Source organism: Roseimaritima multifibrata, assembly GCF_007741495.1.
In the GTDB taxonomy this organism is placed as follows: domain Bacteria; phylum Planctomycetota; class Planctomycetia; order Pirellulales; family Pirellulaceae; genus Roseimaritima; species Roseimaritima multifibrata.
Genome location: NZ_CP036262.1, coordinates 2,489,551 through 2,504,940, shown reverse-complemented (window position 1 = coordinate 2,504,940; position 15,390 = coordinate 2,489,551). Strand labels below are relative to the sequence as shown.

The following is a 15,390-nucleotide window of genomic DNA, read 5'->3' as shown; positions in this document are numbered from 1 at the left end:
CCGTCCGTTATTTGGTCAAACCAAACGCTCCGCCTCAGTTTCTTCCCTCTTTTCGGAAAAGTCTGCCTAACTTTCGGATTCCTCTGAATAGTTCCATTTGTTACAGCCGAACTAAGCAGAACAAGCCGAATGCGGTTTGCTTTATCGGTGGAAATTAAATCCCACGACTCGAACAGTTCGCGAGGGATCGCAATGCGGTCAGCCTTACTCACTATTGTCGGAATGACTCTCTTTTCCGGAACCAATCTCTACGCAGAGATCTCCTGGAACGAAAATCTCCGCACGGCACGTGCCCAAGCCGAGGAGGAGGGGAAATTGCTCCTCCTGCATTTCTACACGGATAACTGCCACTGGTGCGACAAGCTGGAAGCAGGTGCCTTCAAGGCGCCTCAGCTGGCGGAGGAAATGTCCAAGCACTACGTCCCCGTAAAGATCCACGCGGCCAAAAACCCGCAGCTGACACAAGAATTTCGCGTCGACCGTTTTCCCACGGATGTCATTGTGACTCCATCGGGAAGCGTCCTGACGCACGGCGTCAGCCCGCAAGCGACTCAAGATTATGTCAACCTGCTTGCTCGCTATGCCCCGCAAGCCCCTTCGGCAGCTCAGCCTTCGGCGACCGGCGTCCAACCGGGCAGCCAATTGGTAGCGAAACCCAATTCGCCACCGGCGACGCAGGCTCCGCAAGCACCACCAACCGGGCTCTCCACCGGAGCTGGCCCGCAGGTCAATCAATTTGCATCCCAGCCATCGGCGCCCGCTAATGATCCAGCCGCAGTGAACGGCAATCCGTACGCAGCCGCCGGACCATCTCAAAACCCATACGCAGCCGCCGCTGCAGCAACCGCCGCTGCAGCAACCGCCGCTGCAGCAGCAACCGCACCTCCGGCGACTGCAACCACCGGTTTAGGCATGCCACAACCGTCCGCCAACCTGGCTCAGCAAACCGCACCGCCTAGCAACGGGTTTGCCCTGCCACCAGGAATGGGGCTGCCTCCTGAAACGAAAGCCAATCCTTCCGAAGCGGCTCCACAGTTCCCCAACCAGATCAATGCGTCGACCGTTGGCCACCGCACCGAAGGGATGAGCTTTGCAGGTCCAGCGCAAGCGCCGACCCCAGAGCCATCGAACAGCGTGGCGACTTCGCCTACGACCGAATCGACCGACGCGAACCGCGGAGCCCCTACGGAAGAGACGACGGAGGCACCCGCACTTGCCATGCAAGGATACTGCCCAGTAACGGTCATCGACGAGGACCGCTGGGAGGCTGGCAACCCAGACTTTGGGCTGATTCACCTGGGACAACTGTTCCTGTTCCGCTCGGACGAAGCGATGGAAACGTTCCGCGCCAATCCGGAAGCTTACACTCCGGTCATGAACGGCATGGACGTGGTCCTGTTCTTCGAAGAACGACGCTTGGTCCAAGGCAGCCGAGAATGGGGAATGAAAGACCCCGAATTCAAACGCATGTTCTTCTTTGCCAACGAAGAAACCATGAACCACTTTTATCGCGAGCACTCACGATACACTCGCTCGGCGATCGAAGTGACTCGCCAAGCCGCTGCAGATGCGAACAGCATCAAACGCTAGCTTACATTCGGTCGACCGAGTCGATCCCCAACAATCCCAGGCCGGTTCTTAACACCCGGCCGGTGACCGCGATCAAGGTCAACCGCGAAGCTTTAATCGCTTCGTCGTTGGCCTTCATTACATGGCAACTATCGTTGAAGACCATGTACTTACGAGCGGTTTCATAAAGGTAGTCGACCAAGGCACTTGGCGCGTAATCGTCAGCCACCTGTTGCAAGGCTTCCGGAAAACGGAGCAGTGCCAAACAAAGGGCTCGTTCGGCGGGCTCGGTCACGATCACGGCAGCGGCCTGATTGCGAACGGCCGCTTCATCCGTTTCGGCTGCCCGCAGAATCCCCTGCACGCGTGCGTGGGCATATTCCAGATAGGCGACCGTATTCCCTTCCAGGGCAACCATCTTCTTCAAGCTGAAGCGGTAATCACTGGCACGGTGATGCGCAAGGTCGGCATACTTGATCGCTCCATGGCCAATCACGTTTGCGATCGTTGTTTTCTCGGCCTCTGTCAGAGGCGGATTCAGTTTCTCGGCTCGTTCGGGGCTGCAAACCGCTTCGGTAGCCGCCGCCACCGCATCATCCAGCAGCTCTTCCAAGCCGGCGTTGCTACCCGAGCGAGTTTTTAAAGGCTTGCCGTCTTCGCCCAAGACCGTACCGAACTGGACATGGACCAATTTGATCCCACCCAATCCAATTTTCGGAGCGACCGCAAACAGTTTGTCGAAGTGATCGGATTGCCGCGAATCGACCACGTAAAGGATTTCGTCAGGCTGGAATTTCTCGTGCCGGTACTTCAGCGTGGCAATATCGGTCGTCCCATACAGGAACGCGCCATCTTTCTTCTGAACGATCAGCGGAGCATCAAAGCCCTCCAAGAAGACGCACATCGCCCCCTCGCTCTCCACGGCCAACCCGGCGTCGGCCAACTGCTGAACGACATCGGCCAGCATCGGATGATAAAAACTTTCACCCAACGTATGGTCGAACTTCACGCCCAGGCGATTGTAGACCCGGTTGATTTCGTCCGCACAGTGAGGCAGGAATTTGTCCCACAGCTCACGGTTTTCACTGTCTCCGCGATGCAATTTTGCAGTTTCTTCCAAGACAGCGCTGCCGATTCCAGCGTGCTGGGCCGCCTGAGCTGCCAGGGCCGGATCGGATTCGACGTCGGCGATCTTTTTCTCTGCGGATTGCAGGCTGGCGACGGCGGCAAGCGATTTACGCCGTAGTCCTTCCGCCGTTTTGCGAAGCTTTTTCAAGGTGGCTTTATCGGCCGCCGCACTTTCGGCAGCACTCACCGCCGACTCCGCGGCTTCGACTTGTGCATTGATTTCGGCGATGCCCGCGGTCGCACCGGCCAACTGATTTTTCGCCGCGTGGTAGTCGATGAACTGATTCACCAAGCGGTACAAGCGGAGCAATTCCAGAACGGGCGCCTTCTGAAAGGCCTGCTCATCGGCGAAGTTTTTATAACCGTAAATAATCATCCCGAACTGGGTTCCCCAGTCTCCAAGGTGATTATCGGTAATCACGTGATGCCCCAGGAACCGCAGCGTTCGCGAAAGGCAATCGCCGATAACGGTCGAGCGAATATGGCCGACGTGCATCGGTTTGGCGACATTCGGCGACGAATAATCGACCAGCACGGTCCGCGGACGAACAGGCTGCTCCACTCCCAACTGCGGATCATTTAGCAAGGAGGACGTCGCCTCGGCGATCCAGTCATCCCGTAAACGCAGATTGATAAATCCGGGACCAGCGATTTCAGGAGGATCGCAAAGATCGTTGACTTGCAATCGAGCGACGATTTTTTCCGCGATCTCGCGCGGCGGAATCCCCAAAGACTGTTTCAAAGGCATCGCGCAGTTGGCTTGGTAATCGCCAAAGCGAGGTTCCTGCGTCGGACGCACCATCTGGGACAACTCTTCCGCATTGTCCGTAAGTTCCGCCAAAGCGGCTGCCAACCGCTGCTTGAACAGACTCTGAATATGCATCGTTTATTCCGCATCCTGCGAGGAATCGTGTAAACCCAGATCGGTCAGCGGGACTTTACGAGCGTCCGCCCAAAGCGATTCCAAGTCGTAATAGGATCGGGTTTCCTCGTCGAACAAGTGGACAACAAGGTTCCCGTAATCCAGCACGATCCAGTGACTTGCGTCATACCCTTCACGTCCCATCCGACGATCGCCCATCTGCTTTTCCAGGACATCATCGATCTCTTCGCTGATCGCGTGCAGCTGGCGGCGACTGGTCCCAGTACCGATCACGAAATAATCGAACAAAGCCGTCTGCTCGCAGACGTCCAGGATCAATAGATCGCTCCCACGATTGTCCAAAATGACCTTCGCGGCGGCTGTGGCAAGTTTCAGGCTCCCCTCCGTACCCAGAGGGCGATGCGATTTCGGGGATTCAGCAGGGGGTTGATCGGTCACAGGTTCTGCAGCAGTTGAAAGCAAATGATTAGCGAATCGGACGATTCGAATGCGGAATGATTCTAACACCCGACGCGATCATGTCGATCCGTTCCGGCATTTGAGTCCCGGAAAATTGGCTGCCCTTGAAAATAATGCCAAATCTGAGACAGTTCGAAGGCTGCGAAAGTGGAGGCGACGACAACCGAGATTCTCTCATTTGATCCCCTGGAGATCCGAATACGATGGCAGAATGGCTAGAAGCTGGCGACAAAGCGGTCCCTTTTCGTTTGAAGACGTACGGTGGCGACACGGTCAAACTCTCGGATTTCAAAGGGCAGACCGTCGTTCTGTACTTTTACCCCCGCGATGACACGCCCGGCTGCACAAAAGAGGCCTGTGCATTCCGAGACCGCAGCGGCGAACTGCAGGATCTGGGGGTCGTGCTGCTGGGGATCAGCCCCGACACGGTCGAAAGCCACGAGCGTTTCCGCGACAAATACGAACTGAATTTCCCCCTGCTGGCCGATCCCGACCATGCGATCAGCGAAGCCTATGGTGCTTGGCGAGAGAAAAACATGTACGGGAAGAAATCGATGGGGATCCAACGCAGCACGTTCATCATCGACGGAAAAGGCAAAATCGCCAAAACCTGGAAACGGGTCCAGGTCGCCGGCCACGATGCCAAAGTGATCGAAGCGGTCAAGCAGCTGAGCAGCTGAGCAGCTAAGTTAAGCGCAGGTGCGGGCTTGGCAGAGATCAAGAGAAGAGTCAGCGGAACGGCGAGAGCCCAATGCCATCAACATCCTTAGCGGAACGGCGCAAGCCGTCCGGCCAACGCATTGGCTTTGAGCACACTCTTTAAGCTTAGCGGGCGACAGAATGAGCGATGGAAAAATTCTGTCGCCCTCCGGGCTTTGCCATCCGCTTTTTCCACCCCGGCGGCTGACGCCGCCGGCAAGTATCTGTCGCCCTCCGGGCTATCAGCGGCTGATTTTGGGAATTTTGCTTGGTGGCTTAACATTGCTTGCGTCAGTGCAATGGCTGGCAACGGGCGGCAAATACTTGCCGGACGGCGAGAGCCCAATGCCATCAACATCCTTAGCGGAACGGCGCAAGCCGTCCGGCCAACGCATTGGCTTTGAGCACACTCTTTAAGCCCAGCGGGCGGCAGATACTTGCCGGGCGGTGCGAGCCCGATGCCAGCTACATTCTTAGCGGAACGGCGCAAGCCGTCCGGCCAACGCATTGGCTTTGAGCACACTCTTTTAGCCCAGCGGGCGGCAGATACTTGCCGGGCGACGTCAGCCCAATGCCAGCTACATTCTTAGCGGAACGGCGCAAGCCGTCCGGCCGCTGCATTGGCTTTGAGCACACTCTTTAAGCCCAGCGGGCGGCAGATACTTGCCGGGCGACGTCAGCCCGACGCCAGCTATTTCTATAACGGAACGGCGCGAGCCGTCCGGCAATCGTGAACGAGCAAACAAGGCCCAAACGAGAAAAGGGGAGTGAAACCTTGCGGTCTCACCCCCCTCGTCGAAGCATCTAGTCAGACCGAATGCCGGCCCAGCGAGCGTGTCTAGCAGCCGCAAGCTGGTGCGGTAACGCAGCAGTCGTTGCATCCACGATGGCAAGCACCGAAGACGCGGTCTAGCATGTCACGAACGCGGTTGCGTCGTGGGGCACAGCATGGGTCGCAAGCACCTTCGCAGCAAGCGTCCGAAGCCGAAGCTGGAGCACCACAGCAAGCTGGGGCTGGGCAGCAGACGGTTACAGGAACTTGTTCGCAGATGGTACGTGGAACGCAAACCGTTACGGTGTAAGGCTCGCATACTTTGACGCAGCGAGGAACTTTGACAGTTTCGGTGTAGCATTCTTTGCGGCACACGGTGTAGCACTCGGTACGAGTACGGCACTCAGGAACCATTTTGCAGGTGGTGTAAGTGCAAGTCTTGGTACGGCACTCAGGAACCATTTTGCAAACGGTGTAGTTGCAAGTCTTGGTACGTGGTTCGCAAACCATTTTGCAAGTGGTGTAGTTTACAACTTTGGTGCGGCACTCAGGAACCATTTTGCAAACGGTGTATTTGCAAACTTTCTGACGCTGTTCGCAAGTGTAGGTGCAAACGGTGTAGTTGCAGGTCTTGGTACGGCACTCAGGAACCATTTTGCAAACGGTGTAGTTGCAGGTCTTGGTACGGCACTCAGGAACCATTTTGCATACGGTGTAGTTGCAAACCTTGGTACGGCACTCAGGAACGCGACGGCACACGGTGTAAGGAATTTCACGAGTACGGCACTCGCGACGATACTTGGTGCAGGTTACTTCTTTGCTTTCGCAAGTTGGAACCCAAACGCGTTTGCAGATCGTACGAGGTGGGCACTGCGTAACTTCAACGCGGCAGCATCCTGGCGTGTAAACGCATCGGCAGCTGCACGGGTCGTAGCTCCAGCTACCTGGATCACGTACGGTTCGGCGAACGGTTGGTCCAGGAATGGTTTCGCTAACCGATTCCCAGTGTCCACCACGAACTTGGATCGTTTTGGTTTCTTGGTAAGGAACCAATACGCTGTAGTTCTCGGTGCGAACTTTTTGTTCCTGCACGGTGTTGTATACCGTGTAGTTGATCGTTCGTGAGCGTTGCTCTTGAACAGGTTTCATGACGGTGTAGTTGATCGTCCGAGTACGAGTCTCGTGGACGGGCTTCATGACCGTGTAGTTGATCGTCCGTTGACGAACTTCACGGTGCGGGATTCGCACGGTGTAGTTAATCACGCGTTCACGTTGCTCGGTGACGGGCTTCATGACCGTGTAGTTGATCGTCTTCTGGTGCTGTTCGTACACAGGCTTCTGCACGGTGTAGTTGATCACGCGTTGGCGTGTTTCGTACACGGGCTTCATGACTGTGTAATTGATGACCTTTTCGTGAGTTTCACGAACAGGTTTCATGACGGTGTAGCTAACTTCGCGGGTCCGTTGTTCAGGAACCATTCGAGTACGCTGAACCTGCTTTTCGTCATAAACGCGTTCGTAACGAGTACGATGACGAGTTTCCTGACGCTGTTCCATAACCGTTCGTCGAACCGTTCGCATGACGGTGTAAGAACCGTCTGCTGAAACCGATCCGCCATCTGCGACGGCTCCGCCATCGACAACGCTGCCATCGCTGGCAACTCCGCCTTCAACGACACTTCCACCACAGCTGCTACAACCATCGTAGCTGACGGCGCCACAATAGGCAGCGTCAACTTGTTGGGCCGATCCGGTAACCAGTGCGGCTACGAGACCTGGCAATAACCAAAGCCTTTTCATTTCCAATACTCCGTGTGAGACAACGCTAAAATGCTGGACGCAGCTTCGCCGCCGTCCTTTCGCGGTACGGCGGTTTACAAAAATCCTCGTTCTTGATGCTGGTAACACCGGAATGGCTGTGGCCCGAACAAATGGCCTCCCCCCGTGGTGCAACTGACGTTCTAGGCAAGTTGGGAAACTTAGCCCGCTTCAAGAATCAGAACCTCTTGCAAGATCTACATCGACTACAACACAAGCGTTGAACACATAAACAGGGAGGCAAGCGACATTTAGGTGCTTTAGGTCGACTATTCAGAGAGGGAAAAATGGGACGGATCGAATGTGCCGATTATTCCGGCCGATAACTGGCGAATCGCTGCAACCGGCCCCGCTCCCCACGCCAAACCAAGCAACCACCCCGCCATCAGGGAATCAACACCAACCCCCGTCAAAGGACCTCCATCCACAAAACCTGAACATCCGCACCCCAACTCCCAACTCCCAACTCCCAACTCCCAACTCCCAACTCCCAACTCCCAACTCCCAACTCCCAACTCCCAACCGACGGCCCCTCGGAATCAAGATGAACGACGATCCCTCTTCGCGGGAAAAAATTCCACAGCCAGATCACGAAGCCGCTGACCAGGACGGCAATGACCCGAACAGTCTTGATCAAGACACGATTCTCGAGATCCCTCGAGCCGCCGTGGGTCGCCTGAGCCTGTACCTGCGCGAATTGCGGCGGCTAGAGGCTAACGGCACCGAATACGTGAGCAGCCGGCGACTGGGAGAATTGCTGGGAGTCTCTGACGCAATCGTCCGCCGTGATCTCGGCTACCTTCGCCCGCAAGGAAAACGAGGCGTCGGATACGTCATCCCGCCACTGATCCAAAGAATCCGCCAGACTCTCGGTTCCAACCAAAACTGGAATGTCGTCCTGATCGGGGCGGGATCCCTGGGCAACGCCTTGCTCCGCTACCAAGGGTTTCAAGAACAGGGTTTCCGCTGGGTGGCCGCCTTTGACGTCGACCCGCAGCAAATCGGCAAGAACATCGGAGACGTCCCCGTCTTCGACTGCAACGATCTGGAGGTTCAGGCGGTCCGCTTGAACGCTCATTTGGCAATTATCGCGGTTCCGGCGTCCGCCACCGGCGATATTGCAAAACGATTAACCGCCAGCGGGGTGACGGGCATCCTCAATTTTGCTCCAGTCGTTTTGCAAGTTGAATCGAATGTCTGCGTCGCAAATGTCGATTTAGCCAGCGAATTGCAGCAATTAGCCTTCTCCGTCCTCAGCACCCAAGAACCAGCCTTCCCCCCTGCCGAGCGGTCAAAAAAAAATCCTTCCAAGAAAATTGCAAAAAATGGCTGAACCCCCGTTAACGTGGAAGGGTCTTATTGGCTAAAGTACTGCCCAAGCGGATGACATGGCAGAAATCAAACCTGCCGGACGTCCACTTCTACCCCGTGGTGTAATTGGTAACACAGCTGATTTTGGTTCAGCCATTCAAGGTTCAAGTCCTTGCGGGGTAACTTTGCATACCGTTCAGTGAAAATCGCCCGCTCCGATGCGGGCTTTTTTTATGCGCGTTTTATTGCGGGCCTCGCACCGGAAAACCGAGTGCGTCCCGATTCTCACTTGGCGGCTCAAGCCATGCCGCCACTCGCCCTGGCAGCTTGCGAACGGGGTTCTTAGCGGATCGGCGCGAGCCGACTGGCAAATTCATGGGGTATTCAACGCGATTGCCGGACGGCTCGCGCCGTTCCGCTAAGAAAGTTGAGGGCACTGGGCTCACGCGGTGCCGCTTGGAAAATACTGGCGTGGGAGATGGCGGTGCCATGGCTGCTGCCGCTTGTACCAAATGACGTCCGCCGCAAGATTGGCGACGATGAATGGTGCGACCAACGGGGATCTGCTTTATAATCCCCGCCATGAATAACGAATCTTCTCAGCACGATGCTGACAGTGCGTCCTCTTCGGATTCCAATCCCGCTCCAACCCCTAAAACCGTTCCTCCGCTGCATCCTCATCAGCGGCGAGTCCTGGGCGTGTTGGTCGAAAAAGCCAAAACGACTCCCGACAGCTATCCGCTGACGCTGAACGCGATCATTACTGGATCGAACCAGAAATCGAACCGGGATCCGCAAATGAATCTGGACGAAGATGACGTCCAAATCGCGATGGATGGGCTGCGAGGCCTAGGAGCCGCCACGGAAATCCAAGGCTCCGGCCGAGTCAACAAATTTCGCCACAACGCTTACGACTGGTTGGACGTCAAAGGGAAGCATGCGGCCGTCATGATCGAATTGCTCCTTCGCGGGCCTCAAACCCTCGGCGAAATTCGTACACGCGCGTCACGGATGGAAAAAATTGCCGACCTAGATGTCGCGGGTGAAGTTGTAAACGACTTGATCGAGCAAGGTCTTGTGTTAGCACTCGGACGTCCGGGCCGCGGGCAACAGTTCACGCACAATCTTTATCAACCCGACGAACTGCATTGGCTGAAAACCAAACTCAACGCAGCGGAAGCCAAGCAACCGGGGGATTCAGCCCCCCAACTGTCTACTCCGTCGACGCCCGGCGCCGCAAAAAAATTGCCAAGCGCAAAAGAAGACGAGTTCTGGCAAAACCAGATCGATGAATTGAAAGCTCGCGTTGAACGACTGGAAAAACTGCTTGAGGACTGAAAAATAGCCCCCATGCCCAAGCGACCGCTGCGTCCCCGTCGCAAAAACCGCACTGTAATTGGCAGAACTTGACCGCTTAACCCTGTCACAAGCCACCCCCTCTAAAGGAAAGGTCAACAAACCCAGACAGCAGGCCCCCGCACAGAACCTATTGACCCACCCGGAAGAGCCTTTATAACTCTGCTAACCGACGTGAGAACGGCTCTCGCGTGGTGCAACGGACTTCCACAAGAATGGAATAAGAATCAATGGGAATGCAACTTCGTGGTGCGGGTCGATTTTTTTTAATCGCCACGGTTTTAGTCGCTTCAATCAGCCTGGTTCAGTCAGCCAGTGCTCAGAAGTACGACGTAGGTGGCTCGGAAATTTTGCCCCAAACGGTTTACCCGCTTGGGTCGATGAACACGCTTAGCCTTTATGACACGAAAAGCGGTTCAAAAGTTGGGACCGGGTATGTCGAGTACAAAACGGACGGTGGACTTCCGACCAAGAAGAACAAGCCCGTAGACGTTGTTTCCGGCAAGTACAACTACGTTCAATATGCGGGCGGCACTTCTGTCGACGTTGGTACGGTCGTCGGAGGATTTGTGGAGAAAACCGGAAAAGACCAGTACTTCGTCCGCTTGGTGATGACTTCAACCTTTACCGGCGGCAAAGTGATCCTGAAATTTGACGTCGATCGCAGCGGAGCCGCCTGGCCATTTGGTCAAGCACCTCTGGCAAACGGCATTTTGAACGTCAAGTAAACCGAACAGGTTTTCTTAACGTCTGATCACAAAACACGAACCCGAGCGATGGACCGAATGTCCACTCTCGGGTTTTTCGCTTCGGAGGGGTCGAAATTAAGACGGCAGTCGCTTGACCGCCCGCGACAACAGTTTGATCATCCCGCGGCGAATTTGCTTGGCGTCCAGCTCCGCCCCTTTCTTCGGGCGAATCACAAAATCACAACCCTGGGCGACATCGACGCGGATTTCCCGCAAGCTTTCTCGGATGTGACGTTTCCAGCGGTTTCGCACAACCGCGTTGCCAGTCCGTTTCGGGATCGTGATCCCAAAACGACTATAAGCCAGCGCATTTGGTAGGACATGTGCCACCAAAATCCCATCGGCCGCGAAGCCACCTTTTTGAATGACGTGCCCAAAGGAATCTCGTCCGGTCAAACGGACTTGCTTGGGGAACGTTTGGCGGCGTTCTACCACTCGAGCGACTCTCTTGGCTGCAACGGATGGCGTTCATCCAATTGTTCGATCAGTGCCTGATCTTCTTCGCTCCATTCGCTTGGCAACTGAATTTGCAACTGCACCAGCAGGTCTCCGGATTTACCGTTTTTGCCGGCGATCCCCTGCCCTTTCAACCGCAATCGTTTTCCGCCGCTACTTCCGGCGGGGACGGTTAGCGTCAACACGCCCGCGGGCGTCGGCAGATCGACTTTCGTTCCCAACGCGGCCTCTTTCAGCGTGATCGGCAGATCCAATTCCAAGTGATTGCCATTGCGGCGATAGAAAGGATGCGAACCAACGGAAAGCACCAAAATCAGATCGCCTCGTTCACCGCCGTTGGGCGACGGAGCCCCTTTGCCGCGGAGCCGTACTTTGTCGCCGTCCGAGACTCCAGGTGGAATCGTGACGCTTAGTTTTTCGGGGTTTTCACTACGAGTCAGATAGAACTCGGTCTTGCCACCTTTCACGGCGGTCTGAAACGGGATCGTCAATTCGTGTCGCTGATTGGCACCACGCTGCGGCGGTTGCGGACGTCCTCGTCCCCCTCCGCCAAACGGATTCCCTCCAGCGGCTCGCCCGCCGCCTCCACCGCCAGCCAACTGCTCGAAGAAGTCGCCAAAACCACCCTGAAAACCGCCTCTTCCTCCACCGCCTGCTCCCGATCGACCAAAGATCTGCTCAAGGTCCAAGCCATCAAACGAGGTCCCTCCCGCAGCCTGCCCGGGTTGATAGCCGCCGGAACGCATCTTTTCGTAATCCGCTCCGTAACGGTTATACCCCTCACGCTGCTCCTCATTGCTCAAGACGTCGTACGCTTCTTGCACGCGTTTAAACTTTTCGCGCGCAGCGTCATTATCGGGATTCATATCCGGATGGTATTTCCGGGCCATCTTTCGGTAGGCCTTTTGAATCTCGTCTTTCGATGCGTCTCGTCCAACTCCCAGGACTTGGTACAAATCTTCCGCCATGGATCCTCTTTTCAAGCCTTAATACGCGAATCGAAATTCCCAACCGAACCCAACTGCCAATTTGGCAGCTATCACATCCGATTGCCCTACAGGGAACTCCTATGCAAACGACGAACCGCAAACGGTAAACGGCGCTCGGGCGTGAGCTAATCTAGAGGGGAAGGAAGTTTTCATCAACGCGAGGCAAACCACAGAAACGATGTGCAAACAAGAATTAACCGTCCCTGCTTTCCTAATCTTCTGGGGCCTCGCTCTCCTTTTGGGCTTTTCGGCTGTTCCAACTTCGACGTTTGCCGCGAACGGTTTTACGCTGCAGGCAATCGATGAGAAATCGGGGAGCCCCGTTCCGACTCGAGTCGTTTTCCAGCATGCCGACGGCCGCCAGCGAATTGTCCGCCGCACCCTCCCGGCAGGGATTGGGTTTGTCATCAATGGCGAACAAATGCTCTCGCTTTCCTTGGGCGACTACCAATTCCAAATGATCCGGGGGCCCGAGTACCGCATCCTGACCGGCACCTTCACGATCGACCGCGATGCCTCCGACTCACACAGCGTTGCCCTTCCCCGGATGGTCGACATGGCAGCGGAAGGCTGGTGGTCGGGAGACCCAGCGGTCACTCCATCTCTCCGCACCCTTCCTCTATTAATGCAGAGCGAGGACCTTCATTTTGCCGGATATGTCGGCACGGGCGAACAAGTTTTTGTTCCACTTGATCAACCATTGCCTGAAAATGGAGACGCATCCCTGTGGGGGCCGGCCGAAATCCGCACAGATATGTGTGCGAATGGGAACGGACTGCTCCTTGTCGGTATCCCCGAAGCGTTTCCAATCGACTCGTCGGCGCCCCCTCCCACGGTTTCCAGCAGCACCATCCGTGCGGCAGCCCAGTACGACGTGGAGGGTGTTATCGTCGAGAATCCGTTCGCTTGGGACCTACCGATCTGGCTCGCCAGTGGACGCGTGGATGCCATTTTCCTCCAGGGAGATTGGCTTCGTTTGGATCGCAGCGTCAAACGGGTCATCAATGGACGTCCGCCGAACGACCCCGGATTTTCGGGGACGCTGGGCGTCGGTAAGTGGGCCGAACACATTTATTGGCAACTTCTCAACTGTGGGATGCGGATTGCTCCTTTGGGAGGAAGCGGATCACAACTAACCAAACACCCGGTCGGCTATTCCCGAACCTATGTCCACAGCCCCGCTTCCCTGGACACGTCTCCAGAAGGAACGCCGATCACAAGCGAAGATTGGTGGGCGGGGGCGCTTGCAGGTCGATCGACCGTTACCAATGGTCCCCTGCTGAGACCTCGTTTCGGAGGCGAATTGCCCGGACATGTTTTTAAGGCGAGGACCGGTGAGGCTCTTGAATTTCAGATGGAGCTGAATCTTGCGACCCGCGACCCGGTCGATTATTTGGAAGTGATCCACAATGGAACGATCGTCTACAACGCTCGCTTGGACGAATTCGCCAAAGCGGGCGGAATGATCCCTAAGCTACGTATTGAGGAAAGTGGCTGGGTGCTGGTTCGCGTCGTGACCGCTCATACCGACCACTGGCGTGCTGCCGTATCGGCTCCTTGGTATATCGAATTCGACGGAAAACCCCGAATCGACCGGGCAGCCGTCCAGTTCTTCCAAGACTGGTTAAGCGAACGAGAAGCGATACTGGGGAAATTGCCAGCAAACGAACGCGCCGCACACGCCCCCTACATCCGCGCCGCCCGCGAATACTGGCAATCGCTGGCCGACCAAGCAGCCCCGTAGGACGTGCGAAAAATAATTTGCGAGTAAGGTCGCAGGCAGCCGAACACGATTTTTGTCCTCTAAATCACTATTGCCCTCGGCTGGGCAATTCAGGATGCTTAACCATTGATTTCCATCGAAACATCCTTCCCTAGCGTGCACGGAGGCACCGTATGTCAACTCGGTTTGCCATAATTGTTGGTCTGTTTTTGCTTTTCCCAATCTCGCAAATGTGTGCTGCGGAAACGGAAGAGTGCCTGCTTCGCTATAGCCTGGCGCCGGGCGAAGTGCTCCGCTACGAGGTCGAGCACCTTGCGAATACAAATACCCGCATGGAAAAAACGGACGTTGCCTCTAGCGTGCGGACTTCCAGCACAAAAACCTGGCGGGTCACCGACGTCAATGACGCGGGTGAAATGACCTTCGAACATGTGATCGAATCGGTCGACATGAGCCAAAAGAATGGCGAAGCCGAAGAGGTTGCCTGGGACAGTACCACGGACGTCGAACCTCCTCGCGTTTTCCAGAGAGTCGCTGACCAACTGGGGCAGCCGATCGCCACGATCCGGATCAACGAACAGGGTCAAGAACGAGAACGTCTAGACGACAAAGGAACCAAAACGGATCTGGGCATGGGTGGACTGACCATTCCTCTTCCAGAAACTCCCGTGAAGGTCGGCGGGCAATGGGCCGTCCCTCGGCAAATCCGAGCTCGCACCGAAAAGGGCGAAGTCAAACAGATCAAAATCCGCGAACTCTACACCCTAGAAAAACTTTCCGCTGGCGTCGCGACGATCACCGTTCGCAGCGAACCGCTGACCCCGATCGGGAACGCCAAGATGAAGTCCCAGGTTATCCAGCAGTTAAGCAACGGGACGCTCCGCTTTGATGTCGACGCCGGCCGCCTGCTAAGCAAACAGCTGGATTGGGACGAAACGGTCATCGGATTCGATGGAGCCGACAGCATGATGGAATATCGAGCTCGATTGACCGAGAAATTGGTTAGCGAACCTACGACCCGCACAGCGCGTCGAAAGTAACAAGATATCAAGTGGGTCTCCACTTGATATCCAGCGGCCTACGAGAGACGATAGCACCGGTACAGGAATCGCGCAGCGACTGGTTAAGATCACCGGGCACACGCGATTCCCGTCTCCCGCGCCCATAGCTCAGCTGGATAGAGCAACGGACTTCTAATCCGTAGGTCGAAGGTTCGAATCCTTCTGGGCGTATTGATTTTTATCGTTGCCTTTTTTTCAGCCGACGCTCCGTTGAAAAGAAAGCTAAGATCTGTCATATTCTCGACCCCGCTGATATCGAATCGGTTTCGGCGGGACCGCTGAACGACACCGCGATTTGGTGAAGTTCACTACAGCGGGCTGTAGCGCAGCCTGGTTAGCGCGTTTGACTGGGGGTCAAAAGGTCGGAGGTTCGAATCCTCTCAGCCCGATACAAAACGAAAACAGCTCGTCGCATTC

12 protein-coding genes and 3 tRNA genes are annotated in these 15,390 nt (G+C 55.9%); 10 read left to right on the top strand and 5 right to left on the bottom strand.

Features of this window, described 5'->3' with window-relative positions; genetic code table 11:
* Nucleotides 1–222 precede the first annotated feature (222 nt).
* The gene (locus FF011L_RS09135; protein WP_218933093.1) at nucleotides 223–1,590 is read left to right on the top strand and encodes a DUF255 domain-containing protein; all 1,368 of its coding nucleotides are present in this window, start codon (nucleotides 223–225) and stop codon (nucleotides 1,588–1,590) included.
* Nucleotide 1,591: 1 nt separating this feature from the next.
* On the opposite strand, the gene argS is transcribed toward FF011L_RS09135, so the two are convergent.
* Together argS and rsfS are read right to left on the bottom strand one after the other, a co-directional pair.
* Entirely contained in the window at nucleotides 1,592–3,580 is a 1,989-nt protein-coding gene (argS, locus tag FF011L_RS09130; protein WP_145351367.1) for an arginine--tRNA ligase, read from the bottom strand.
* Between the two features lie 3 nt (nucleotides 3,581–3,583).
* Entirely contained in the window at nucleotides 3,584–4,018 is a 435-nt protein-coding gene (rsfS, locus tag FF011L_RS09125) for a ribosome silencing factor (RefSeq protein ID WP_145351365.1), read from the bottom strand.
* Between the two features lie 224 nt (nucleotides 4,019–4,242).
* Here rsfS and bcp point away from each other — a divergent pair, with 224 nt between their 5' ends.
* Nucleotides 4,243–4,719, top strand: a complete 477-nt coding sequence (gene bcp / locus FF011L_RS09120) for a thioredoxin-dependent thiol peroxidase (protein WP_145351363.1) — start codon at nucleotides 4,243–4,245, stop codon at nucleotides 4,717–4,719.
* A gap of 857 nt (nucleotides 4,720–5,576) precedes the next feature.
* Here bcp and FF011L_RS09115 read toward each other — a convergent pair.
* A complete protein-coding gene (locus tag FF011L_RS09115) occupies nucleotides 5,577–7,310 on the bottom strand; it encodes a hypothetical protein (protein ID WP_145351361.1) in 1,734 nt (577 codons plus the stop codon).
* A gap of 562 nt (nucleotides 7,311–7,872) precedes the next feature.
* Between FF011L_RS09115 and FF011L_RS09110 the strand changes: the two genes are divergently transcribed.
* The 4 genes from FF011L_RS09110 to FF011L_RS09095 all read left to right on the top strand — a co-directional run bounded on the left by FF011L_RS09110 (nucleotide 7,873) and on the right by FF011L_RS09095 (nucleotide 10,723).
* Nucleotides 7,873–8,661: a redox-sensing transcriptional repressor Rex gene (locus FF011L_RS09110; protein WP_145351359.1), complete on the top strand. Its 789-nt coding sequence runs from the start codon at nucleotides 7,873–7,875 to the stop codon at nucleotides 8,659–8,661.
* A gap of 89 nt (nucleotides 8,662–8,750) precedes the next feature.
* Nucleotides 8,751–8,822: transfer RNA gene (locus FF011L_RS09105), tRNA-Gln, on the top strand.
* Between the two features lie 399 nt (nucleotides 8,823–9,221).
* Nucleotides 9,222–9,977, top strand: a complete 756-nt coding sequence (locus tag FF011L_RS09100) for a YceH family protein (RefSeq protein ID WP_145351357.1) — start codon at nucleotides 9,222–9,224, stop codon at nucleotides 9,975–9,977.
* A 248-nt stretch (nucleotides 9,978–10,225) separates the two neighbouring features.
* Entirely contained in the window at nucleotides 10,226–10,723 is a 498-nt protein-coding gene (locus tag FF011L_RS09095) for a hypothetical protein (RefSeq protein ID WP_145351355.1), read from the top strand.
* Between the two features lie 96 nt (nucleotides 10,724–10,819).
* Here FF011L_RS09095 and rnpA read toward each other — a convergent pair whose 3' ends face one another.
* Together rnpA and FF011L_RS27005 are read right to left on the bottom strand one after the other, a co-directional pair.
* Nucleotides 10,820–11,179 (bottom strand): ribonuclease P protein component, encoded by a 360-nt coding sequence (gene rnpA, locus FF011L_RS09090; protein ID WP_145351353.1) that lies wholly within the window; start codon nucleotides 11,177–11,179, stop codon nucleotides 10,820–10,822.
* A complete protein-coding gene (locus tag FF011L_RS27005) occupies nucleotides 11,173–12,168 on the bottom strand; it encodes a DnaJ C-terminal domain-containing protein (protein WP_145351351.1) in 996 nt (331 codons plus the stop codon). Before FF011L_RS27005 ends, rnpA begins: the two co-directional genes overlap by 7 nt.
* 199 nt (nucleotides 12,169–12,367) lie before the next feature.
* Here FF011L_RS27005 and FF011L_RS09080 point away from each other — a divergent pair, with 199 nt between their 5' ends.
* From FF011L_RS09080 to FF011L_RS09065, 4 genes are all read left to right on the top strand, one after another.
* Nucleotides 12,368–13,933 (top strand): CehA/McbA family metallohydrolase domain-containing protein, encoded by a 1,566-nt coding sequence (locus tag FF011L_RS09080; RefSeq protein ID WP_145351349.1) that lies wholly within the window; start codon nucleotides 12,368–12,370, stop codon nucleotides 13,931–13,933.
* 152 nt (nucleotides 13,934–14,085) lie between these two features.
* The gene (locus FF011L_RS09075) at nucleotides 14,086–14,952 is read left to right on the top strand and encodes a hypothetical protein (RefSeq protein WP_145351347.1); all 867 of its coding nucleotides are present in this window, start codon (nucleotides 14,086–14,088) and stop codon (nucleotides 14,950–14,952) included.
* A 118-nt stretch (nucleotides 14,953–15,070) separates the two neighbouring features.
* A tRNA-Arg gene (locus tag FF011L_RS09070) sits at nucleotides 15,071–15,144 on the top strand.
* Between the two features lie 143 nt (nucleotides 15,145–15,287).
* Nucleotides 15,288–15,362, top strand: a tRNA-Pro gene (locus FF011L_RS09065).
* Nucleotides 15,363–15,390 lie beyond the last annotated feature (28 nt).